Source organism: Pseudomonas sp. 7P_10.2_Bac1, from assembly GCF_025465935.1.
Taxonomy (GTDB): domain Bacteria; phylum Pseudomonadota; class Gammaproteobacteria; order Pseudomonadales; family Pseudomonadaceae; genus Aquipseudomonas.
On sequence record NZ_JANLNV010000024.1, the window covers coordinates 1 to 20,250 of the forward strand.

23 protein-coding genes are annotated in these 20,250 nt (G+C 58.7%); 8 read left to right on the forward strand and 15 right to left on the reverse strand.

What is annotated here, in order from left to right; translation table 11 throughout:
* Positions 1-90: 90 nt before the first annotated feature.
* The 9 genes from NTD86_RS05085 to nrdR form a co-directional block, all read right to left on the reverse strand.
* Positions 91-882: a cobalamin-binding protein gene (locus tag NTD86_RS05085; RefSeq protein WP_262201086.1), complete on the reverse strand. Its 792-nt coding sequence runs from the start codon at positions 880-882 to the stop codon at positions 91-93.
* Complete coding sequence (gene ribA, locus NTD86_RS05090; protein ID WP_262201087.1) at positions 882-1,499, reverse strand: GTP cyclohydrolase II; 618 nt, start codon at positions 1,497-1,499, stop codon at positions 882-884. Before ribA ends, NTD86_RS05085 begins: the two co-directional genes overlap by 1 nt.
* 116 nt (positions 1,500-1,615) lie before the next feature.
* Entirely contained in the window at positions 1,616-2,578 is a 963-nt protein-coding gene (gene thiL / locus NTD86_RS05095; protein WP_262201088.1) for a thiamine-phosphate kinase, read from the reverse strand.
* A gap of 15 nt (positions 2,579-2,593) precedes the next feature.
* Positions 2,594-3,094 carry a transcription antitermination factor NusB gene (gene nusB, locus NTD86_RS05100; protein WP_262201089.1) on the reverse strand — a complete coding sequence of 167 codons (501 nt, stop codon included), beginning with the start codon at positions 3,092-3,094 and terminating at the stop codon, positions 2,594-2,596.
* Positions 3,091-3,567: a 6,7-dimethyl-8-ribityllumazine synthase gene (gene ribE, locus NTD86_RS05105; RefSeq protein WP_262201091.1), complete on the reverse strand. Its 477-nt coding sequence runs from the start codon at positions 3,565-3,567 to the stop codon at positions 3,091-3,093. The genes nusB and ribE overlap by 4 nt, the downstream gene beginning before the upstream one ends.
* Positions 3,568-3,659: 92 nt before the next feature.
* Positions 3,660-4,751, reverse strand: a complete 1,092-nt coding sequence (gene ribBA / locus NTD86_RS05110; RefSeq protein ID WP_262201092.1) for a bifunctional 3,4-dihydroxy-2-butanone-4-phosphate synthase/GTP cyclohydrolase II — start codon at positions 4,749-4,751, stop codon at positions 3,660-3,662.
* A 16-nt stretch (positions 4,752-4,767) separates the two neighbouring features.
* On the reverse strand, positions 4,768-5,430 hold the full coding sequence (locus NTD86_RS05115; RefSeq protein WP_048367769.1) for a riboflavin synthase: 663 nt from the start codon (positions 5,428-5,430) through the stop codon (positions 4,768-4,770).
* A 46-nt stretch (positions 5,431-5,476) separates the two neighbouring features.
* Complete coding sequence (gene ribD / locus NTD86_RS05120) at positions 5,477-6,610, reverse strand: bifunctional diaminohydroxyphosphoribosylaminopyrimidine deaminase/5-amino-6-(5-phosphoribosylamino)uracil reductase RibD (protein WP_262201093.1); 1,134 nt, start codon at positions 6,608-6,610, stop codon at positions 5,477-5,479.
* Positions 6,607-7,071: a transcriptional regulator NrdR gene (gene nrdR, locus NTD86_RS05125; RefSeq protein WP_262201125.1), complete on the reverse strand. Its 465-nt coding sequence runs from the start codon at positions 7,069-7,071 to the stop codon at positions 6,607-6,609. Before nrdR ends, ribD begins: the two co-directional genes overlap by 4 nt.
* A gap of 139 nt (positions 7,072-7,210) precedes the next feature.
* Between nrdR and NTD86_RS05130 the strand changes: the two genes are divergently transcribed.
* The 3 genes from NTD86_RS05130 to NTD86_RS05140 are packed head-to-tail and all read left to right on the forward strand — an operon-like array spanning position 7,211 to position 9,253.
* Positions 7,211-7,660, forward strand: a complete 450-nt coding sequence (locus NTD86_RS05130; protein WP_262201094.1) for a YbaY family lipoprotein — start codon at positions 7,211-7,213, stop codon at positions 7,658-7,660.
* On the forward strand, positions 7,657-8,346 hold the full coding sequence (locus tag NTD86_RS05135) for a class I SAM-dependent methyltransferase (protein ID WP_262201095.1): 690 nt from the start codon (positions 7,657-7,659) through the stop codon (positions 8,344-8,346). The genes NTD86_RS05130 and NTD86_RS05135 overlap by 4 nt, the downstream gene beginning before the upstream one ends.
* 31 nt (positions 8,347-8,377) lie before the next feature.
* On the forward strand, positions 8,378-9,253 hold the full coding sequence (locus NTD86_RS05140; RefSeq protein WP_262201096.1) for a thioredoxin family protein: 876 nt from the start codon (positions 8,378-8,380) through the stop codon (positions 9,251-9,253).
* Between the two features lie 39 nt (positions 9,254-9,292).
* Here the strand turns inward: NTD86_RS05140 and NTD86_RS05145 are convergent, their stop codons facing one another.
* Positions 9,293-9,634, reverse strand: coding sequence for a hypothetical protein (locus NTD86_RS05145; protein ID WP_262201097.1), 342 nt, complete (start codon positions 9,632-9,634; stop codon positions 9,293-9,295).
* A 132-nt stretch (positions 9,635-9,766) separates the two neighbouring features.
* Here NTD86_RS05145 and NTD86_RS05150 point away from each other — a divergent pair, with 132 nt between their 5' ends.
* From NTD86_RS05150 to NTD86_RS05170, 5 genes are all read left to right on the forward strand, one after another.
* Positions 9,767-10,327, forward strand: coding sequence for a DUF2796 domain-containing protein (locus tag NTD86_RS05150; RefSeq protein ID WP_262201098.1), 561 nt, complete (start codon positions 9,767-9,769; stop codon positions 10,325-10,327).
* Positions 10,328-10,436: 109 nt separating this feature from the next.
* Positions 10,437-11,147 (forward strand): ABC transporter ATP-binding protein, encoded by a 711-nt coding sequence (locus NTD86_RS05155; protein WP_262201099.1) that lies wholly within the window; start codon positions 10,437-10,439, stop codon positions 11,145-11,147.
* Between the two features lies 1 nt (position 11,148).
* Entirely contained in the window at positions 11,149-12,414 is a 1,266-nt protein-coding gene (locus tag NTD86_RS05160; protein WP_262201100.1) for an ABC transporter permease, read from the forward strand.
* 10 nt (positions 12,415-12,424) lie between these two features.
* Positions 12,425-12,949: a DUF3299 domain-containing protein gene (locus NTD86_RS05165; protein WP_262201101.1), complete on the forward strand. Its 525-nt coding sequence runs from the start codon at positions 12,425-12,427 to the stop codon at positions 12,947-12,949.
* 121 nt (positions 12,950-13,070) lie between these two features.
* Positions 13,071-13,769, forward strand: a complete 699-nt coding sequence (locus NTD86_RS05170; RefSeq protein ID WP_262201102.1) for an OmpW/AlkL family protein — start codon at positions 13,071-13,073, stop codon at positions 13,767-13,769.
* A gap of 91 nt (positions 13,770-13,860) precedes the next feature.
* On the opposite strand, the gene NTD86_RS05175 is transcribed toward NTD86_RS05170, so the two are convergent.
* From NTD86_RS05175 to NTD86_RS05195, 5 genes are all read right to left on the reverse strand, one after another.
* Positions 13,861-14,790: an NAD-dependent epimerase/dehydratase family protein gene (locus tag NTD86_RS05175; RefSeq protein ID WP_262201103.1), complete on the reverse strand. Its 930-nt coding sequence runs from the start codon at positions 14,788-14,790 to the stop codon at positions 13,861-13,863.
* Positions 14,783-15,667, reverse strand: coding sequence for an NAD(P)-dependent oxidoreductase (locus NTD86_RS05180; RefSeq protein ID WP_262201104.1), 885 nt, complete (start codon positions 15,665-15,667; stop codon positions 14,783-14,785). Before NTD86_RS05180 ends, NTD86_RS05175 begins: the two co-directional genes overlap by 8 nt.
* A gap of 145 nt (positions 15,668-15,812) precedes the next feature.
* Positions 15,813-17,927, reverse strand: a complete 2,115-nt coding sequence (locus NTD86_RS05185; RefSeq protein ID WP_262201105.1) for a mechanosensitive ion channel family protein — start codon at positions 17,925-17,927, stop codon at positions 15,813-15,815.
* Positions 17,928-18,200: 273 nt separating this feature from the next.
* The gene (locus tag NTD86_RS05190; protein WP_262201106.1) at positions 18,201-18,716 is read right to left on the reverse strand and encodes a single-stranded DNA-binding protein; all 516 of its coding nucleotides are present in this window, start codon (positions 18,714-18,716) and stop codon (positions 18,201-18,203) included.
* 9 nt (positions 18,717-18,725) lie between these two features.
* Positions 18,726-20,117 (reverse strand): MFS transporter, encoded by a 1,392-nt coding sequence (locus NTD86_RS05195; protein WP_262201107.1) that lies wholly within the window; start codon positions 20,115-20,117, stop codon positions 18,726-18,728.
* Positions 20,118-20,250: the final 133 nt, after the last annotated feature.

Sequence of the window (20,250 nt, forward strand, 5' to 3'; positions counted from 1 at the left end):
ACCCCCCCCGGGTTGGGTTTGGGGGGGGGGGGGGTTTTTTTTTTTTTTAAAAAAAAAAACCCCCCCCCCCCCCCCCCGCTCCTACAGGGATCAGGGGGCGATCTGCTCGCACAGTTTGGCTGTCGCTTCCAACATCTGCCCGCTCGGGCGTTCCAGACCTTTATCACTCAACAGCACTAAACACCCGTGTTTGACTGCATCCAGTTGCGGCCAGGCTTTCCAGGCGTCAAGTTGCGCCTGGGTGCTGGCGATGATCACTTGTGGATTTCGCTGCAACACTGACTCTATGCTGACCTGCGGGGCCGGGAGTTTGAGGTCGGCAAACACGTTGCTCGCCCCACACACCGCCAATGCGTCATTGATGATTTGCCCTGCGCCCAAGGTGTATAACGGCTGATCCCACACTTGGTAAAACACCCGCAACGGCTGGTCCCGATGATAGCGAGTGCGCATTTCGGACAGACGCGCGCGCAATTGACCGGTCAATTCCTGCCCACGCACCGCACGCCCCAAGACGACAGCAAGGGCCTGGATCTGGTCAAACAGTTGATCGAGTGTTTGGGGCTCTGCGGTGTAGGTCGGGATGTTGAAGCGGCGCAGTTGCTCGCTTTGAGCAACGCCCACGCTGCCAGGCCAGAGCAGGATCAGGTCGGGTTGCAGACTGAGTAAACGTTCAATGTTTAATTGGCCATAGCCGCCGATGGAGGGCACAGCGGCCAGCTCGGGCAGTGGCTCGCCGCCGTCCAGACGACCGACCAACAGGTCGGTGGCCCCCAGCTCTACCATGATTTCGGACAGCGAAGGCGCCAGGCTGATCACTCGGCTGGCGCCCAGGCAGGGTAAACCCACGGCCAGCAATGCAATTGCCAGCCAGAAACGCATCACGCCGGGTCTGTCTCGCCTTGGTGCTGATTGCCCATCATGTGCCCGAGTTTATTGGCCTTGGTCGCCAGGTACAGCTTGTTGTGCGGATTGTGCCCGGTGTGCAACGGCACGCGCTCAGCCACAGTGATGCCCATGTCGGTCAAGGCTTTGACCTTGCGCGGGTTGTTGGTCATCAGGCGCAGCGCATTAACGCCCAAGTGCTCCAGCATCGGCAGGCAGATGGCGTAATCGCGCTGATCCGCTGCAAAGCCCAGACGCTCGTTGGCTTCGACGGTGTCGGCGCCGCCATCTTGCAGTTCGTAGGCACGCACTTTGTTCAGCAGGCCGATCCCACGCCCTTCCTGGCGCAGGTACAACAGCACGCCTCGCCCTTCACGGGCAATGGCCTGCAGAGCAGCTTCAAGTTGCGAGCCACAGTCACAGCGCTGGCTGAACAGGGCATCGCCGGTCAGGCATTCCGAGTGCACCCGGCCCAATACCGGAGCGCCATCCGCCACGTCGCCCAGACTGAGCACAACGTGTTCACGACCCGTGGCCTGCTCCAGAAAGCCATGCATGGTGAATTCGGCAAAAGGGGTTGGGAGCTTGCAAGCAGCAACGAAAACGACGGGCACCGTGTGCTCCTGATCAGTTTGAGGACTGGAAATTCGCAGAGGCGGCATTGTAACAGGAGGTTCCTACAGACGCTTAGGCTGAATTATCGGAGATAAAGATCAAAAAGTTAGATAGCTCAGCTCGCGTGAAAGTGCTGATAGCCACGCTGGCTGGGAGTGATGTCCCGGCCTTGCTCATCGACCAGGCAAACGCCTTGCCCTTCGACGACGCGCCCGATGACATGCACCGGCCAGCCATCGGCGAGCAAGGTCGGCAACTCAACGGCTGGCAGGGTAAAAGCCAACACGTAATCATCGCCACCGCTTAATGCCGCTTGTTGCGCTCCCGCTTCTCCCAGGAACTCTTGCAAGGCCAACGACATCGGCAGGCGATCATTTTCTATCTGCAAGCCTACGTTGGACGCCAGCGCAATGTGCCCGCAGTCCGCAAGCAGGCCGTCTGAAATGTCCAATGCCGAGGTCGCTTTGCCGCGCAGGGCCTGGCCCAACGCCAGTTGTGGTTGGGGTGACCAGTAATGCGCCAGCAATGGCTCGGCTATAGCCGGTGCGGCGCTGCGTTGGCCGAGGACCAAGGGCAAGGCGCCCGCGGCATTGCCTAACTCGCCACCGACACACAGCAAGTCCCCAGGACGCGCCCCGCTGCGGCTCAAAGCCTGCCCATTGGGCACGCGCCCAAATACGGTCAGGGTCAAGCACAGAGGCCCGCGTGTGGTGTCGCCCCCGATCAGCCGCAAATCACAGCCCTGGGCCATAAGGTTCAAGCCGCGTGCAAACGCAGCCAGCCAGTCGGCTTCAACCGTGGGCAATGTGAGGGCCAGGGTAAACGCGAGGGGGGTAGCGCCCATGGCTGCCAGATCGCTGGTGGCCACTGCCAGTGCACGCTGGCCGAGCAAGAAAGGGTCGCAGGGATCTGCGAAATGCACCCCGGTGACCAGGGTGTCAGTGGAAATCGCCAGCTGTTCCCCGTAGGGAACATCCAGCAAGGCGCAGTCGTCGCCAATGCCTAAAGCAACACCCACGCCGCCTTGCGCACACGGCGCGGCAGCGAAGAAGTTGCGGATCAGCTCAAACTCGCCCATGGCCAACAGCGCTGATTAGCGCTTGAACGCCTTGACTTCAGCTTCACGCAGGCGTGGTGCCAGTTTGTCCAGAACGCCATTGACGAACTTGTGGCCGTCAGTGGAGCCGTAGACTTTTGCCAGTTCGATACCTTCGTTGATCACAACGCGGTAAGGCACATCGACACGCTTGATCAGTTCCCAGGTAGACAGGCGCAGAACCGCCAGTTCAACCGGGTCCAGCTCATCAATGGTGATGTCCAGGCATGGCGCCAGGGCAGCATCGATCTCGGTACGATTGGCCGGTACGCCGTGCAGGATTTCGCGGAAGTAAGCGCCGTCAACGTCAGTGAAGTCGTTGTCCACGCGAAACTGGGCTTCGATCTCGTTCAGCGGCTGCTTGGCCATGTGCCACTGATACAGCGCTTGCGTCGCGAGTTGACGCGCGTCACGACGTTTGGCGCTCTTGGAGGGCTTGCCAGCATCCGCAGGTTTAGGATCGCGCGGGTTGAAACGATCGCTTTCGTCGGAAATCACTTGGCCTCCAACGCTGCCAGCAGGCTGACCATTTCCAGGGCGGACAGGGCTGCTTCAGCGCCTTTGTTGCCGGCCTTGGTGCCGGAACGCTCAATGGCCTGCTCGATCGAGTCAACGGTCAGCACACCGAATGCAACCGGTACGCCGAACTGCATGGACACTTGAGCCAGACCTTTGGTGCACTCGCCAGCCACGTATTCGAAGTGCGGAGTACCACCACGAATGACTGCGCCCAGGGCGATGATGGCGGCGAATTCGTTGCGCTGGGCAACTTTTTGCGCAACCAGCGGGATTTCGAACGCACCCGGTGCACGGATGATGGTGATGTCGCTTTCGCTCACACCGTGGCGAACCAGGGCATCAACAGCACCACTCACCAGGCTTTCGACGACGAAGCTGTTGAAACGGCCAACGACGAGTGCGTAGCGACCTTTGGGGGCGATGAAGGTACCTTCGATGGTCTTCAGGGTCATTCGGTATGTCTCGTATTAAAGAGCCAGAACGCACTTGCGTGCGTTCTTTGAGGATATTGGGCCACGAATGGTCGACTGGAAATGTCCGGTCATTATTCGGAGGGCACGTATTCTACAACTTCCAGATCGAAACCGGATATGGCATTGAACTTCATTGGTGAACTCATGAGGCGCATTTTGCGCACGCCGAGGTCACGCAGGATTTGCGAACCGGCACCGACGATGCTGTAGGTGGTCGGCTTTTTCACTGGCGCGGCATCGGCGGTTTCACGAATATGCGCCAGCAAAACATCGCCGTCCAACGGGTGACCCAACAGCAGCACCACGCCGCTACCGGCCTCTGCTACCGCGCTCATGGCCGCGCGCAAGCTCCAGCGGCCGGGCTGCTTGACCAGCAACAGGTCACGCAGCGGGTCCATGTTATGCACCCGTACCAGCGTCGGCTCTTCTGCGCAGATCTTGCCCAGGGTCAGTGCCATGTGCACGTCGCCTTCGACAGAATCACGATAGGTCACCAGGTTGAATTGGCCCAGCTCGCTGTCCAGTGGCTGCTCGGCAATCCGCTGAACGGTACGTTCGTGGATCATCCGATAGTGGATCAGGTCAGCGATGGTGCCGATCTTGATGTTGTGTTCAGCCGCAAACGCTTCCAGCTCAGGGCGACGCGCCATGGTGCCGTCGTCGTTCATCACTTCGCAGATCACGCCGCTTGGTTCGAAACCGGCCATGCGCGCCAGGTCGCACGCCGCTTCGGTGTGGCCAGCACGGGCCAGCGTACCGCCCGCCTGGGCCATCAGCGGGAAAATGTGGCCAGGGCTGACGATGTCTTCGGCCTTGGCGTCTTTGGCCGCGGCGGCTTGTACCGTACGGGCACGGTCGGCGGCCGAGATGCCGGTGGTCACGCCGGTGGCGGCTTCAATCGACACGGTGAACTTGGTGCCAAAGCCGGAGCCATTGCGCGGCGCCATCAATGGCAACTTGAGCGTTTCGCAGCGCTCACGGCTCATCGGCATGCAGATAAGGCCACGGGCGAAACGCGCCATGAAGTTGATGTGCTCAGCCTGGCAGCACTCGGCGGCCATGATCAGGTCGCCTTCGTTTTCGCGGTCTTCGTCATCCATGAGGATGACCATCTTGCCTTGGCGGATGTCTTCAACCAGTTCTTCGATGCTGTTGAGCGCCACGCGGCACCCCCTTAATTCAGGATTTTAGGTAGCCGTTGGCGGCCAGAAAACTTTCGCTGATGCCACCCGAGGTCGGCTCGGCAGCTTTTTCACCCAGCAGCAGACGCTCGAGGTAGCGCGCCAGCAAGTCGACTTCAAGGTTGACCCGGCGGCCCGGACGATAGTCGTCCATGATGGTTTCGCTCAGGGTGTGCGGAATGATGGTCAGGGAGAACTCGGCGCCATTGACCGAGTTGACCGTCAGGCTGGTGCCGTCGACGGTGATCGAGCCCTTGTGGGCGATGTACTTGGCCAGTTCTTTGGGAGCACGGATGCGAAATTCGATAGCGCGGGCGTTTTCCTCGCGGGAAATCACTTCACCCACACCGTCGACGTGACCGCTGACCAAGTGGCCGCCAAGACGCGTGGTCGGGGTCAGGGCCTTTTCCAGGTTGACCCGGCTGCCGCTTTTCAGGTCATTGAACGCGGTGCAATCGAGGGTTTCGCGGCTGACGTCAGCCATAAAGCCGTTGCCTGGCAACTCAACTGCGGTCAGGCACACGCCATTGATCGCGATGCTGTCGCCGAGTTTGACGTCGCTCAGGTCGAGCTTGCCGGTCTCTACATAAACCCGCACATCGCCGCCTTTTGGGGTCAGTGCGCGGATATTGCCAATGGATTCGATAATGCCGGTAAACATGGGTGTTCCCCTTGAGAACAGAACCTGCGTAAACGGAGGCTGAGAATTATACGCTCGCGGGCGACACAGGGATCGCTGTGACTCGCCAGTCATCGCCGACCGCGCGCATTTCAGTGATTTTGAGCAACGGCGCTTCACTCATATGGGTCAACGGCAACTCCAGCAATGGTCGTGCGGTAGACCCCAAGAACTTGGCGGCGATGAAAATCTGGTACTCATCGACCAGGCCTTGCTCGGCAAATGCACCTGCCAGGCGCGGGCCGGCTTCCACCAGGACTTCGTTGACGCCACGCGCGGCCAGTGCCACCAGCAACTTGCGTAAGTCCACCTGGCCGTTGGCACCGTGGATAACCAGGCACTCGGGGCCTGTGCGGTATTGCTCGGCCGGCGGGACGCAGGTGGCAACCAGCGCCGGGCCGGCCTTGAAAAACGGCGCATCCAGCGGCACGCGCAAACGCCCGTCGATCAACACCCGCAACGGCGGACGGCTAAGCGCCAGCGCCGTCAGTTCGGGGTCCAGACCCAGCTCAGGCCCGCGCACGGTGAGGCGTGCGCCATCGGCCAGCACGGTGTCGGCACCGGTCAGCACTACACTGGCTTCGGCGCGCAGGCGCTGCACCGCAGAGCGTGCAGCCGGGCCGGTGATCCATTGGCTTTCGCCGTTGGCCATTGCGGTGCGGCCGTCCAGGCTCATGGCCATTTTGACCCGCACAAACGGCAGGCCGTGTTCCATACGCTTGAGGAAGCCGGGATTGAGCGCCCGCGCTTCTTGTTCGAGCACGCCGCTGCGCACGTCTACGCCCGCATCAGCGAGCCGCTTGAGCCCACGCCCGGCGACTTCCGGGTTGGGGTCTTGCATGGCCGCAACCACACGGGCGATGCCTGCGTGCAGTAAACCATCGGCACACGGCGGCGTGCGCCCGTGATGACTGCACGGCTCGAGCGTAACGTAGGCCGTGGCGCCACGGGCCAATGCGCCAGCAGCGCGCAAGGCGTGAACTTCGGCATGGGGCTCGCCCGTGCGCTCGTGCCAGCCCTCGCCCACAATCTGCCCGTCGCGCACGATCACGCAACCGACACGCGGATTAGGGTGAGTGGTGTACAGCCCTTTGCGCGCCAGTTCGATAGCGCGCGCCATGTAATGGGCGTCTAGAACAGCTTGTTCGGCGGTCAACGTCATTGTTTGGAAGGCTCACGGGCGAGTCGATCGATCTCTTCACGGAACTCGTTGAGGTCCTGGAAGCGTCGATAGACAGAGGCGAATCGGATATAGGCCACTTCGTCGAGCTTTTGCAGCTCGGTCATGACCAGCTCACCGACGACCAGCGATTTGACTTCGCGTTCGCCGGTGGCGCGCAGCTTGCTTTTGATATGGGCCAGCGCCGCTTCAAGGCGCTCGACACTGACCGGGCGCTTTTCCAGGGCCCGCTGCATACCGGCGCGCAGTTTCTCTTCGTCAAAAGGCTGACGACTGCCGTCTTGCTTGATTAGTCGCGGTAACACCAACTCGGCTGTTTCAAAGGTGGTGAAACGCTCACCACAGGCCAGGCATTCACGCCGGCGGCGCACCTGATCGCCCTCGGCGACCAGACGCGAGTCGATGACTTTAGTGTCGTTGGCACCGCAGAATGGACAGTGCATGGTGGCGGCAACAAAAAATGGGAGGGCCATGGTAGCGCATCCCACTGGCAAGACAAGCCATAGGCTTTACGGTATACAGTCCGCCGACTACCTTTTTACACAATTTTTGACGTCGACTGACCTGCCGCTGGAGCCTTTCATGTCACTACGAACGTGTGTTTTGCTGTGTTTCGTCAGTTTGCTGGCCGCTTGCAGCAGTGGGCCCTCTAAAACGCAACAAACTCAGGTGCTGGCCCAGCCAGAAACCGATGCACCGGTAGACCTGGGGCCCCTGCCGGCTTATCAGCGTGAACTGAGTGGCGTACTGACCGGAGCACCGCAAGGCGCGGAAGTCGAACTGGCGATGCTGATTGTTGACGAGCGCGGGCGCCCACAAGGGTTGCTGGCCAGCAGCAAGATCATCGGCAATAACCAACCACTGCCCTTCAAGTTGCGCTTTAACCCCGACGTTTTCCCCAACACGCAACGGGTAGAGTTGCGCGGTCGCGCCAGCCAATCCGGACAATTGATCCTGCACTTGCCCACTCGCATCATCGGCCAACCGTCAACGCAAAATGTGGGCACCCTGGCCTTTGTCCCCGCGCCATGAATACGCCGCTCGACCTGCAACAGGCCTTAAGCGCATTGCTCGGCGATGCGCGACTGGTGATTACCGACTTGCCTGACACTTCACTCAAGCTTTGGCTGATTGACGCGCAGAACATGGACCGGGAGTTCACCCCGGAAGAAACCCGGCGGATTCTTTACGAGCCTCCGTACTGGGCCTTTTGCTGGGCAAGCGGGCTGGCCTTGGCACGCTACCTGGCCCTGCAGCCGCAGTGGGTGCAAGGCAAGCGTGTGCTGGATTTTGGCGCAGGCTCGGGCGTTGCGGCGATCGCAGCGGCCAAGGCGGGTGCGCTGGAAGTGGTCGCCTGCGATCTCGACCCGCTGGCGCTGGCGGCCTGCCAGGCGAATGCCGAGCTCAACGACGTGCAACTGCGTTACTCCAGCGACTTCTTTGCCGAAGCGGACCGCTTCGACCTGGTGCTGGTGGCGGATGTACTTTACGACCGCGAGAACCTGCCGCTGCTGGATCAGTTTTTGACACGCGGCCAACACACACTGGTCGCTGACTCCCGTGTGCGAGACTTCCGGCACCCGCTGTACCAACAATTGGACAGTCTCAAGGCGTTGACCCTGCCGGATCTGGCTGAGCCCCACGAGTTTCGCAATGTGAGCCTGTATCACGCGCAACGCGAGCGCCCGGCTTTCAGCCCGGCGGTGCAGCCTTTATAGTTGCCTTCATTTACCTGTTTCGAGAGACATGATGAATCAGCCTACGCCTTCTTATAGCTTCGACGTGACCGCTGCCGATTTTCAGAAGCAGGTTGTCGATGCTTCTTTCGAGCAACCGGTGCTGGTGGATTTTTGGGCCGAGTGGTGCGCACCGTGCAAGGTGATCCTGCCGATCCTTGAGAAAATCACCGAGAGTTATCAGGGCGAGTTGTTGCTGGCCAAGGTCAACTGCGACGTAGAGCACGCACTGGTTCAGCACTTCGGTATCCAAAACCTGCCTATCGTGGTGCTGTTTAAAGACGGCAAGCCGGTAGAGCACTTCCAGGAAGCCTTGCCCGAGTCCGCCGTTCGTGCCCTGCTTGAGCCGCACGTTGTGCTGCCCGCCCCGGCCGAGGCAGATCCCCTGGAACAGGCTCAGGCGCTGTTTGCCGAAAGCCGTTTTGCCGATGCTGAAGCGCTGCTGAAAACCATCCTGACCGAGGACAACACCAACGCCAGGGCGCTGATTCTGTATGGTCGCTGCCTGGCTGAACGCAACGAGCTGACCGAAGCCCAGGCCGTGCTGGACGCGGTAAAAAGCGATGAACACAAAGCCGAACTGGCCGGTGCCAAGGCACAGCTGACGTTCCTGCGCCAGGCGGCTGAATTGCCGGACGTGGCTGATCTGAAAACCCGCGTGGCGCAAAACCCGCAGGACGATGAGGCTGCGTATCAACTGGCGATTCAACAATTGTCACGCCAGCAATACGAAGCCGCCCTGGATGGCCTGCTGAAGCTGTTTACCCGCAACCGCAGCTTCAATGAAGGCATCACTCACAAGACCCTGCTTCAAGTGTTCGACCTGTTGGGCAATGACCATCCGCTGGTGACAACTTACCGTCGCAAGCTGTTTGCGGCGCTGTACTAACACTACCAGCCGCTCCTGCCCAGGAGCGGCTGTGCGGTATCAGTCGATCCAGCTGTAGAGCGGTGAGTCGCTACCGCTGACAACTTTGACCTGGCTGCTATGACGCAGACGCACCAGCAGGCGTTTGCCTGCGCCGGTGCTGCCGGTCAACGCTTCGAGCTGGCTCAACAGCTCCGGCCCACTGATTTGCCCCGCCTTGCGTAGCAGGTCTTTTGTGGTCTCCCACAAAGCATCATCCTGATTGGCGGGCTTGGTGGGCGTCGGCACAGCAGGCGCTTCGCTGACCTGCAAGTTCGCACCCAGCCTCGCCCAGTCGCCTTCATCCAGCTCTATCGTCAGGTCCACTGGCCAGTCACCAAACGTTCCGCGAATTCGCACCATCGCCCTTCTCCTCAATTTTCATGAAAGCATGCTCCCACGCTGCTTGCACAACGCCAAGCACACGGGCAAAATCCTGATTTGTTTGTTATAAGATTACATAACATTTAATTTCATTTATGTTGGAGTCGTGCTATGCGTCGTTTGCTTCTTGCTTTGCCGTTTGCTCTGTTGCCGCTGGCCATGGCTCACGCCGCCGACGAACATGACCATGAACACGGCAGCCTGGGTGCCCACGAGCATGGTGTAGGTGCGTTGAATGTGGCACTGGACGGCCAGACCCTGGAGCTGGACCTCGACAGCCCGGCCATGAACCTGGTGGGTTTCGAGCACAGCCCAAGCACGGATGCCGAGAAGGCCAAGGTCGACTCCGTACGGACCCAGCTGGAAAACCCGCTGGCCCTGTTTAACCTGCCTAAAACGGCTGAATGCGCCGTTGAATCGCAAGACGTGGATAGCCCCTTGTTCGAAGCCGCCCCTGAAGAGGCCGCCGGAACCACCACTCAACACGGCCACAGCGATATAGAAGCGCACTACGAGTTCACATGTGCCAAACCTGAGGCGCTGAAAGCCCTGGATCTGACCCAGTTCTTCAAGACATTCCCCGGCACCCACAAGATCAAGACACAACTGATCGGCGGCAGCGGGCAGCAAGGCAGCGAACTGACGCCTAAATCGCCAAGCCTGAAGTTTTAAGCACGACCTTAGGGGGCTGGCGCCTTCGCAGTCTTGTTCAAGATCAGTCGATCGCTAGGCAAGCTCGCCCCTTAACCCCTCACTCAACACCAGGCGTTCGCTCCTCCCCATGACCCAAGCACTTATCGAACTCAGCGACCTGAGTTTCAGTTGGCCCGGGCAACCGGTACTGCTGGATATTCCAGCATTCCGTCTCGAGCCCGGCGAAACGCTATTTCTGAAAGGCCCCAGCGGCAGCGGCAAAACCACATTGCTGGGGTTACTGGGCGGCGTGCAAAAGGCCAGTCACGGAACGATTCGTCTGCTGGGGCAAGAGCTGAGCGATTTAGGCTCGGGCGCACGCGATCGGTTCCGGGTTGATCACACGGGGTATATTTTTCAGCAGTTCAACCTCCTGCCGTTTTTGTCCGTGCGCGAGAACGTTGAACTGCCCTGTCACTTTTCCAGGCTACGCGCCAGCCGCGCCGTGCAACGCCATGGCAGCGTCGGTAAGGCCGCGCAGACGCTGCTCGCCCATCTGGGCCTCAAAGACCCGGCGCTGTTGGAGCGCCGCGCCGACGCCTTGTCCATCGGCCAGCAACAGCGCGTGGCCGCCGCCCGCGCGCTGATTGGTCAACCCGAGCTGGTGATTGCCGATGAGCCCACTTCAGCCCTCGACGCGGATGCGCGCGAAGCCTTTATCCAGTTGCTGTTTGCCGAGTGCCGGGAGGCCGGCGCCAGCTTGCTGTTTGTAAGCCACGACCAAAGCCTGGCCACGCTCTTCGACCGCAATCTGTCGTTGTCTGAACTTAATCGCGCCGCCACATCGGCAGAGGTCTGAGATGTATTTGCTTCGCCTAGCCTTGGCCAGTCTGGCCAACCGACGCTTTACTGCGATCCTGACCGCGTTCGCTATCGCACTGTCGGTGTGCCTGCTGCTGGCGGTCGAGCGCGTGCGCACTGAAGCCCGCGCCAGCTTTGCCAGCACCATCAGCGGCACCGACCTGATCGTCGGCGCGCGTTCTGGCTCGGTCAATCTGCTGCTGTATTCGGTGTTTCGCATCGGCAATGCCACCAACAATATTCGCTGGGACAGCTTCGAGCATTTCGCCAGCAACCCGAAGGTGAAATGGGCGATCCCGATGTCACTGGGGGACTCGCACCGGGGGTATCGCGTGATGGGTACCAGCGAAGCGTACTTTGAGCATTATCAATACGGGCATCGGCAAAACCTTGAGTTTGCTAGCGGTCGCGCATTCCAGACCGATCCATTTGAAGTGGTACTCGGCGCAGAAGTAGCCGAAGCACTGCATTACAAACTGGGTGACAAACTCGTACTGGCCCACGGCGTGGCCGCGATCAGCCTGGTCAAACACGACGACAAGCCCTTCACGGTGGTCGGCATTCTCAAGCGCACGGGCACGCCGGTGGACCGCACGCTGCATATCAGCCTCGGCGGTATGGAAGCGATCCATATCGACTGGCACAACGGAGTGCCCGCCCAGGGCGCCGCACGCATCACTGCCGATCAGGCGCGCAACATGGACCTGACCCCGCAGGCCATCACGGCGTTCATGCTGGGCCTGAACAGCAAGATTTCGACCTTTGCCTTACAACGCGAAATCAATGAGTTCCGTGGCGAGCCGATGATGGCTATTTTGCCGGGGGTGGCATTGCAGGAACTCTGGAGCTTGATGAGCACTGCTGAAAAGGCGCTGTTTGTGGTGTCGCTGTTCGTGGTGCTGACCGGTTTGATTGGGATGCTGACGGCCATTTTGACCAGTCTCAATGAACGCCGTCGCGAGATGGCCATTCTGCGCTCGGTGGGTGCGCGACCTTGGCATATCGCGACCTTGCTGGTGTTCGAAGCCCTGGCCCTGGCCTTGGCGGGCGTGGTGGCGGGTGTTGGCTTGCTGTACGTGTGCATTGCTTTGGCTCAAGGCTATGTGCAATCGAATTACGGAATCTATTTGCCGCTGGCCTGGCCAAGCGAATATGAATGGACACTGCTCGGCGGTATTCTGGCCGCGGCCCTGGTGATGGGGTGTGTGCCCGCATGGCGCGCCTACCGACAATCGCTGGCCGACGGTCTGTCCATTCGTTTATGAGCTTGTGTTGATGAATATAGCTGCGATATCTCGTGTTTTGTTGACGCTGCTCGTGTTGGCAAGCACGCCAATATGGGCGGCCGAGCCGAAAGAACTGACGTGGTCAGAGATGATTCCGGCCGATGCGCCGCCAGAAGTCCCCAATATGACGCCGCTACATGACTTGTCTCAAATCGGCGACATGGAATCCGCCCCCGCCGCCAAGCAAGACTTGCCCAACGCGCCAGTGGTCTCGGAACTCAATGGGCAATTGATCCGTTTACCCGGGTACATCGTGCCGCTGGAGGTCAGCGAAGAAGGCCGCACCACTGATTTTCTGCTGGTGCCGTACTATGGCGCGTGCATCCATGTGCCGCCGCCTCCCTCCAACCAGATCGTGCATGTCACCAGCAAAGTCGGGGTACTGGTCGACGAGCTGTATCAGCCGTACTGGATCGTTGGCCAAATGCAGGTCAAACCCAGCACCAGCGAATTGGCAGACGCGGGTTATCAAATGGACGCACAAAAGATCGTGGTCTACGAATTACCTGACTGACCCATCATTCCTTCACGAATTTTTCTCGACTTCACCTTTTCATTGAGCTGGGTCAACGGAATGGACACGGCTGCTCATTACCATTGGTTATATAAATTTCAAATATCCCAATGGAGCTCCCATGCAAAAGTCCCTGCTCAGCGCTGCCGCCCTTGCGCTCACCGTTGTAGCACCGCTGGCCCACGCGCATTCCGAGGGTGACATCATCCTGCGCGCCGGTGCCATTACCGTGAACCCGAAGGCCGACAGCTCCCACGTCAAAGTGGACCGCGGATCGTTGGGGGGTACCAATCTGGGCGGTAAGGCGACCATGGACAGCGATACCCAATTGGGCCTGAACTTTGCCTACATGATCACGGACCACGTAGGCATCGAACTGCTGGCCGCCACACCGTTCGAGCATGACGTCAAACTCAAGAACACTGCGCTGCCGCAAGCCAACGGCAAACTCGGCAGCCTCAAGCACTTGCCGCCGACCCTGAGTGTTGTGTACTACCCGCTGGATTCCAAGTCGGCGTTCCAGCCGTACGTGGGTGCCGGTATCAACTACACCTGGATCTATGATGAACACGTCGGCAGCCGCGCGAGCGCTGAAGGTTTCGATCACTTCCGGGCCTCAAACTCTTGGGGTGTGGCCTGGCAGATCGGTGCTGACTACATGCTGACCGACAACATCATGATCAACGCCCAGGCGCGCTACATCGATATCGACACGCACGCCTACGTCAACAACAGCGCCGTGGGTGATGGCACTCGCGCCAAGGTCAACGTCGACGTTGATCCATTCGTTTACATGGTTGGCCTGGGGTATAAGTTCTAAGTGCGGGGCGCTTAGCAGCAAGCTTTTAGCTTCAAGCCACAAGAAAAAGGCGCCTTTTTAGGCGCCTTTTTTGGGTTTTTAATCAGGGCAGTTAACGCCCCAGCAATCGGGCCAGACCGACGCCCATCGGGGTGGTTTCTGCGAGTGTAAAGCGTTGCAACAAGCGGCTGTTGTCCGCACGCGAGTGACGAATATCACCAGGGCGAGCCGGACCATGGCTAATCGGTGGCAGTTCGCCTACCACTTCGCTCAAGGCTTCAAGCATTTGCATGAGGGTAGTGGCTTTGTTCAGGCCCACGTTGATGGCGCCCTCTTGAACCTCTGAAGCCTCAACCGCCTGAACCAGAATTCTCACCAGATCACCCACGTAGATAAAATCGCGGGTTTGCTCACCATCACCAAAAATGGTGATCGGCAGGCCTTTTTCAGCGCGCTCGCTGAAAATACTGATCACGCCTGAGTAGGGTGAAGACGGATCTTGGCGTGGCCCGTAGACGTTGAAGAATCGGAAAATAACCGGCTCCAGAGCATGCTGGCGGCGGTAGAAGTCCAGATAGTACTCACTGGCCAGCTTGTCCGAAGCATACGGTGTCAGCGGCGCTTTGGGCGTGTCTTCAACAATCGATTCGCCCTCACCATTGTTGCCATATACCGCAGCGCTGGAGGCAAACACCACACGCTTGACGCCTGCTTCACGCATGGCCTCACAAACGTTGAGCGTACCAATAAAGTTGCTCTGATGAGTGCTCACCGGATCATCTACCGAGGCTTGAACCGACGCCACGGCCGCCAAGTGAACGACTGCACTGCAGCCTGCCATCACGCGCTTGACCAACGCGGCATCGGCGACGTTGCCTACGATCAGCTCGACGTTAGGGTTATCAAGCGGCAGATTGCTGCGCTTGCCGGTGGACAAGTCGTCAAGGATACGTACTGCATAGCCTTTATCCAGCAAACCATCGACCAGATTGGAGCCGATAAAACCGGCACCGCCTGTGATTAGAACGGGTGTATTAACCATGACGATAAAACCTGTCTAGTAAACCCGGAAGCCCCGCACGCCAGGCGCGCGGCTTGATCCCGAAGGTATGAAGAATTTTCTTGCAGGCCAACACCGCATGCTGGGGCTCTTCGGCCGCATCAGGGCATGCTGCGTGAGCCTGAGGCGTGGGTGCTTGGATAGCCAACGGATGCAAATGCCGGGCTTCATCCAGAATGGCCTGCCCCAGCGCCAGCGGCGTTGTGGCCTCATGCCCTGCGTAGTGGTAAGTCCCCCACAATGGCGCTGCACAATCGAGTTGCTTGAGTACGGAGATGATGACGCGTGCAGCGTCATCAACCGGTGTGGGGTTGCCACGTCGATCATCGGCCATCAGTAACTCGCCTGACTTTTCAGCTTTGGCGAGAAACCGCCCCAAACTGCCATCAGGGCTGTCATCCAGCAACCAGCCAAAACGCAACAGGACATGTTGCGGGCAAATGGCCCGTACACTTTGCTCAATGCGCCACAACGCCTGCCCGCGCAACCCCAGCGGTACAGGTTCATCCTTTTCACTGTAGGCAGTGGCCCGCGAACCATCGAACACACGATAGCTGGAAGGCTGCAACAAGGTGATGTTGTGGTGTTGACACAGTTCGGCGAGGCGCTCGACAGCGCGCTCCTGCTCGGCAAGGCGGGTTTCACTCACGTTCTGCGCCTGGAACCAGTCGAAGTAGTACGCAAGGTTGATGACGGCATCCGGACGGGTCTCATCCAGCAGTTGCGTCAGGCTCGCAGCGTCCCAGCCGTCTTGCGGCGGACGCGGGGCGAGGAAATTGATGTCTTCCTCGGCACCCAGACGAATCAGCGCCTGCCCGAGAGCATTTCCGCCGCCCAATAACATAAGGCGCATTCGCATAGAGTGTGCAAGCTCAGTCTATTCAAAACGGTGATATATACCAGAAAACCAACCGTGCAAGCTGCTGGCCATGATCAAGACCACAGCATTTTGCGGGTTTCTGTGCGTGTCGTCACTGACAAAGTGCAGAGCAGGTTATTTGCCATCACTGCACCGGAGGCGGCATGTCGGGCAGCACCAGTGCAGAGCGCTGCGGTTCGGCCGCCGGTTGAACGGTGTGCTCCGGGTTGCGGGCAGGTATCAAAAAGCCCTGTGGATAATGTTGTGCAAAATGTACATCCGCGGACTTATCCACCAATTTCTTGAGTCGATCGTTAAACGCCCTCGCAACAGAGCCCTGCGCACCGGACATGGTTTTGAACTGGGCAGTAATCGTTACCCCGTCCAGATTCATGCTGTCGATCCCATAAACGCTCAGCGGCCCTTGCAAGCTGAGACTGAGCAACGGATCGTCGCTGATCTGCCGACCGGCCTCGCAAATCAAGTCCGTAGCCTTGTCCATATCGCTGTCGTAGGTGAACTGAACTGCGAAATAAGCGTAGGCAAACTGCCGGGAATGGTTGACCACCGCTTTGATCTGACCAAAAGGCACCGAGTGCACATAACCGCGCGAATCACGCAGGCGCAAGGTGCGAATGGTCAGCCCCTCGACCGTGCCGGCATGGCTGGAGTCGACTTCCACCCAATCACCGACCGAAATAGTGTCTTCAATGAGGATGAACAGCCCAGTGATGACGTCCTGAACCAGTTGCTGCGAACCAAAACCGATCGCCAGGCCAATGACCCCAGCGCCCGCCAGGAACGGCGTCACGTTGACGCCCAGGTTGGCCATTGTGGAGATGGTGAAAATCACCACCAGCACCACTTTTATCGCATTGCGCAGCAATGGCAGGATTGTTTTGATGCGAGTGCTCGGGGCATGTGTACCGCGCCGAGAGGCCGGTGGCTCCAGGACTTGCTGGATCGCCGTATCCATTACCACCCAGGCCAGCCATGTCACCAGGAAAATCAGCAGGATATGCCCAAGTGAATCACTGATGACTTGCCCCGTTTGGCTATCGGAGGCAAACGCCAACACCGAAAAACCCCAGATTTGCGCCAGCATTTCGATGAAGGCCACCGCCAGCGCGATACGCAGCAAGACGTACACCACCATCAGCAAACGTACTTTATACGCACCGTCTGAACGTAACAGCGTGGTGAATGAGTGGTGCATGAGCGTGCTCAAAAACACAGTCGCTATCAGCAGCCCAGATGTCAGCAATGCACTGCGCAGGGCGCGCCCGCTGTCCTCACCGATGCCCACCAGGTTAAGCGCAGAAACCAGCAGCATCAGGAGAATGGGCAAATACCAGAGCACCGAGAAAATCCGCAGGGACTCTTGCAGCGCTGGCTGGCCCAAACGTTGGGCCAAGGCGCGATCACGGATCAGGTGAGCCACCGGTCGACGCAACTTGATCGTAAGAAAGGCGAACACGGCACATGCAATCAAGCCACAGAGTATCGATAGATAACTGGCGACATTGGCGCCGATCACAAGCCCGACATGAGGTGTGTCCATGCCATCGCTCAAAGCTGCAAAAAAACCAATGGTGAATAACGAGCGCACAGAATGCTGACGGATAATCCGTACAGCCGCCCGCTTGTGGCCGGTGTCCAGCATTGCAATCAATGACAGCACCAGCGCCGCGCAAAATACACCGCTGCTTGCGGCGTAGGCCAGACAAATTCCCAGCGCACGGCCAATGGAGTCTGGCAACAAATGGCTGCCAAACACGATCAGTACCAACGACAGCATCGCGGGCAACAGGTAGACCACCCCGGCCCCTAAAAGTCTTTGGACTCGCGGCCTGGACTCAATCGCATGAATTTTGCTCACAGACCGGACCAGCAATTTGCCCGCGAGTATCAGCCCGGCAAAAACGCCTGCCCAGATGACCAGCAACAGAAAAAAGTCGCCTACGCCATTAGTTCCAGGCTGATCGGCAAGCTTTTCGGCCAGTGCCCCGACTTCAGTCATCGCCCGTTCAGACCGCAGACGCCAGATATCCAGCAAATGCTTGCTCAGACCCAACTGGTTTTGGACGTCATCGATACTGGAACCCAATGCCCCTAGCAAACCACCATGCACCAACACCGGCGGTTTACCATCGGTCTCTTCGGCCTTGATGACTGATGACAATGTCGGGGCGGCTTGCACCGTACCAACACCTGCCAGTAACAGGATGAGCAACAAGATGGCTGTTTTGAGAGTGGACAAAATTGCAGGCTCCTCCTGAGCGTCTGTGGTGAGCAGCTCGAATACGACAACCCGAGTCTGGGAATGGCCTCAACGACACTTGCTTCGCTACAGCGTAGCCAATTGACAGGGAGGCTCGACAACTTCATCAAAAACCTTGTGTGACCTCATGCGACAGTCACGATCCAGACTTAATGTTTACCCGTACGAACCAAAAGCTTGGCAAACAAAAGGCCCGGCGCTGGGAGAGCGGCGGGCCTTTTGTGATTCAGAGCAGATAACCCGAGGGTTTGCTTAGAACGGAATATCGTCGTCGAAGCTGTCGAAGTCAGCGGCTGGCTGTGGGGCCTGCTGTTGCGGTGCAGGACGCGACTGTTGTTGCTGCGGCGCGGGGCGCTGAGCTTGCTGGCGCGGGGCAGATTGCTGGTAGTTGTTCCCGCCGCCCTGGTTCTGCTGGTCACCCTGAGGACGGCCACCCAGCAGTTGCATGGTGCCTTGCATGTCGACCACGATTTCAGTGGTGTAACGCTTGATACCGTCCTTTTCCCACTCGCGGGTTTGCAGCTTGCCCTCGATGTACACCTGCGAACCCTTGCGCAGGTATTCGCCAGCGATTTCGGCAACCTTGCCGAACATCGATACACGGTGCCATTCAGTCTTTTCGACTTTCTGACCGGTTTGCTTGTCGGTCCACTGTTCGCTGGTTGCCAGACTCAGGTTGGTCACGGCATTACCGTTAGGCAAGTAGCGAACTTCGGGATCCTGGCCGCATGTGCCGACCAATATAACTTTGTTAACCCCACGGGCCATAACGTTCTCCTAGGCTTCGCGCGCCGGCGCCGGGTTAACCAACTGCTCGAGTGTCGCGCGATCCAATAGTTTGGTATCCAATTTGATATAAATCGCAGACTCTTCAGCCACGATCACTGCATCTGTAACGCCCTTAACAGCCTTTAAACGCTCAGCCAGACCTGCTTCGCGCAGCGCCTCAGGTGTTAACGGCAGGCGCAGGCTTGTCACGTAAGGTGGTTCGCGCATGGTAACAGCAAAGGCCAGCCAGAGTGCAGCCAGACCTGCGCATCCAAGGAACACTGCCGACAGACCACCATGCTGGAAAAACCAGCCGCCGAGTATGCCACCCAGTGCCGACCCCAGGAATTGGCTGGTGGAATAAACCCCCATCGCCGTCCCTTTACCGCCCGCCGGTGACACCTTGCTGATCAATGAAGGCAATGAAGCCTCCAGCAAGTTAAATGCGGTGAAGAACACAACAGTGCCGATCACCAACATTCGCAAACTATCACCGAACTGCCAAAAGAATAGCTCAGTCAGCATCAATGTACTGACGGCACCGAGCAAAACTCGTTTCATTTTGCGTTTCTTTTCGCCGTAGATGATGAACGGGATCATGGCGAAGAAAGAAATCAGCAGCGCAGTCAGGTATACCCACCAATGCTGCTCCTTGGGTAGCCCGCCTTTCTCAACGAACGCCAGCGGCAAGGCAATGAAGCTGGACATCAACATGGCATGTAATACAAAGATGCCCAGGTCCAGACGCAGCAGATCAGGGTGACGCAGCGTCGGTATCAAGGCTTGCTTGGCCACGCCGGACTCACGGTGCTGCAAGGTATCGGTAGACTGCGGCACCATAAATTTGATGATCACGATACCCAGCAGCGCCATGGCGCCCGTTGCCAGAAACAATCCGGACAAGCCGAAGGCGCGGGTCAGCAGTGGGCCGACAACCATGGCTACAGCAAACGACAGGCCGATGGTCATGCCGATCATGGCCATGGCCTTGGTGCGGTGCTGTTCGCGGGTAAGGTCTGAGAGCAGCGCCATCACTGCCGCCGAAATGGCCCCGGCACCTTGCAGGACGCGCCCGGCAATAACCCCCCAAATCGAGTCGGAGTGAGCGGCCAATACGCTGCCCAAGGCAAATACGACCAACCCGAGGTAGATAACCGGACGCCGGCCAATCCGATCAGAAATGATCCCGAACGGGATCTGAAAAAGAGCCTGGGTAAGTCCGTAAGCGCCTATCGCCAATCCAATCAGCGCAGGTGTAGCACCTGCCAGGTCCATTCCATAGGTCGCTAAAACCGGCAATACCATAAACATGCCAAGCATACGGAACGCAAACACAAGTGCCAGACCGCTGGCTGCACGCTTCTCGCCGCCACTCATGCGTTCGCTTTGGGGATCTTGCATGGAAAAACCTCATGTGAACCGGCGGCGATTCTACCAGTCCCATCGAGTAACAGCACACACACGAGCGGGGCGCGACGCTTTGTCACGTAAAAGTTAAGAAACGCCAGCAGCTCACTACGATATGTCAGCAGCC

Excerpts from the sequence above, each read along its gene's own strand:
- NTD86_RS05085 (WP_262201086.1), bottom strand. The coding sequence starts at position 882 with ATGCGTTTCTGGCTGGCAATTGCATTGCTGGCCGTGGGTTTACCCTGC.
- thiL (WP_262201088.1), bottom strand. The coding sequence starts at position 2,578 with ATGGGCGAGTTTGAGCTGATCCGCAACTTCTTCGCTGCCGCGCCGTGT.
- ribE (WP_262201091.1), bottom strand. The coding sequence starts at position 3,567 with ATGACCCTGAAGACCATCGAAGGTACCTTCATCGCCCCCAAAGGTCGC.
- NTD86_RS05115 (WP_048367769.1), bottom strand. The coding sequence starts at position 5,430 with ATGTTTACCGGCATTATCGAATCCATTGGCAATATCCGCGCACTGACC.
- ribD (WP_262201093.1), bottom strand. The coding sequence starts at position 6,610 with ATGACGTTGACCGCCGAACAAGCTGTTCTAGACGCCCATTACATGGCG.
- nrdR (WP_262201125.1), bottom strand. The coding sequence starts at position 7,071 with ATGCACTGTCCATTCTGCGGTGCCAACGACACTAAAGTCATCGACTCG.
- NTD86_RS05130 (WP_262201094.1), top strand. The coding sequence starts at position 7,211 with ATGTCACTACGAACGTGTGTTTTGCTGTGTTTCGTCAGTTTGCTGGCC.
- NTD86_RS05135 (WP_262201095.1), top strand. The coding sequence starts at position 7,657 with ATGAATACGCCGCTCGACCTGCAACAGGCCTTAAGCGCATTGCTCGGC.
- NTD86_RS05140 (WP_262201096.1), top strand. The coding sequence starts at position 8,378 with ATGAATCAGCCTACGCCTTCTTATAGCTTCGACGTGACCGCTGCCGAT.
- NTD86_RS05145 (WP_262201097.1), bottom strand. The coding sequence starts at position 9,634 with ATGGTGCGAATTCGCGGAACGTTTGGTGACTGGCCAGTGGACCTGACG.
- NTD86_RS05150 (WP_262201098.1), top strand. The coding sequence starts at position 9,767 with ATGCGTCGTTTGCTTCTTGCTTTGCCGTTTGCTCTGTTGCCGCTGGCC.
- NTD86_RS05155 (WP_262201099.1), top strand. The coding sequence starts at position 10,437 with ATGACCCAAGCACTTATCGAACTCAGCGACCTGAGTTTCAGTTGGCCC.
- NTD86_RS05160 (WP_262201100.1), top strand. The coding sequence starts at position 11,149 with ATGTATTTGCTTCGCCTAGCCTTGGCCAGTCTGGCCAACCGACGCTTT.
- NTD86_RS05165 (WP_262201101.1), top strand. The coding sequence starts at position 12,425 with ATGAATATAGCTGCGATATCTCGTGTTTTGTTGACGCTGCTCGTGTTG.
- NTD86_RS05170 (WP_262201102.1), top strand. The coding sequence starts at position 13,071 with ATGCAAAAGTCCCTGCTCAGCGCTGCCGCCCTTGCGCTCACCGTTGTA.
- NTD86_RS05175 (WP_262201103.1), bottom strand. The coding sequence starts at position 14,790 with ATGGTTAATACACCCGTTCTAATCACAGGCGGTGCCGGTTTTATCGGC.
- NTD86_RS05180 (WP_262201104.1), bottom strand. The coding sequence starts at position 15,667 with ATGCGAATGCGCCTTATGTTATTGGGCGGCGGAAATGCTCTCGGGCAG.
- NTD86_RS05190 (WP_262201106.1), bottom strand. The coding sequence starts at position 18,716 with ATGGCCCGTGGGGTTAACAAAGTTATATTGGTCGGCACATGCGGCCAG.
- NTD86_RS05195 (WP_262201107.1), bottom strand. The coding sequence starts at position 20,117 with ATGCAAGATCCCCAAAGCGAACGCATGAGTGGCGGCGAGAAGCGTGCA.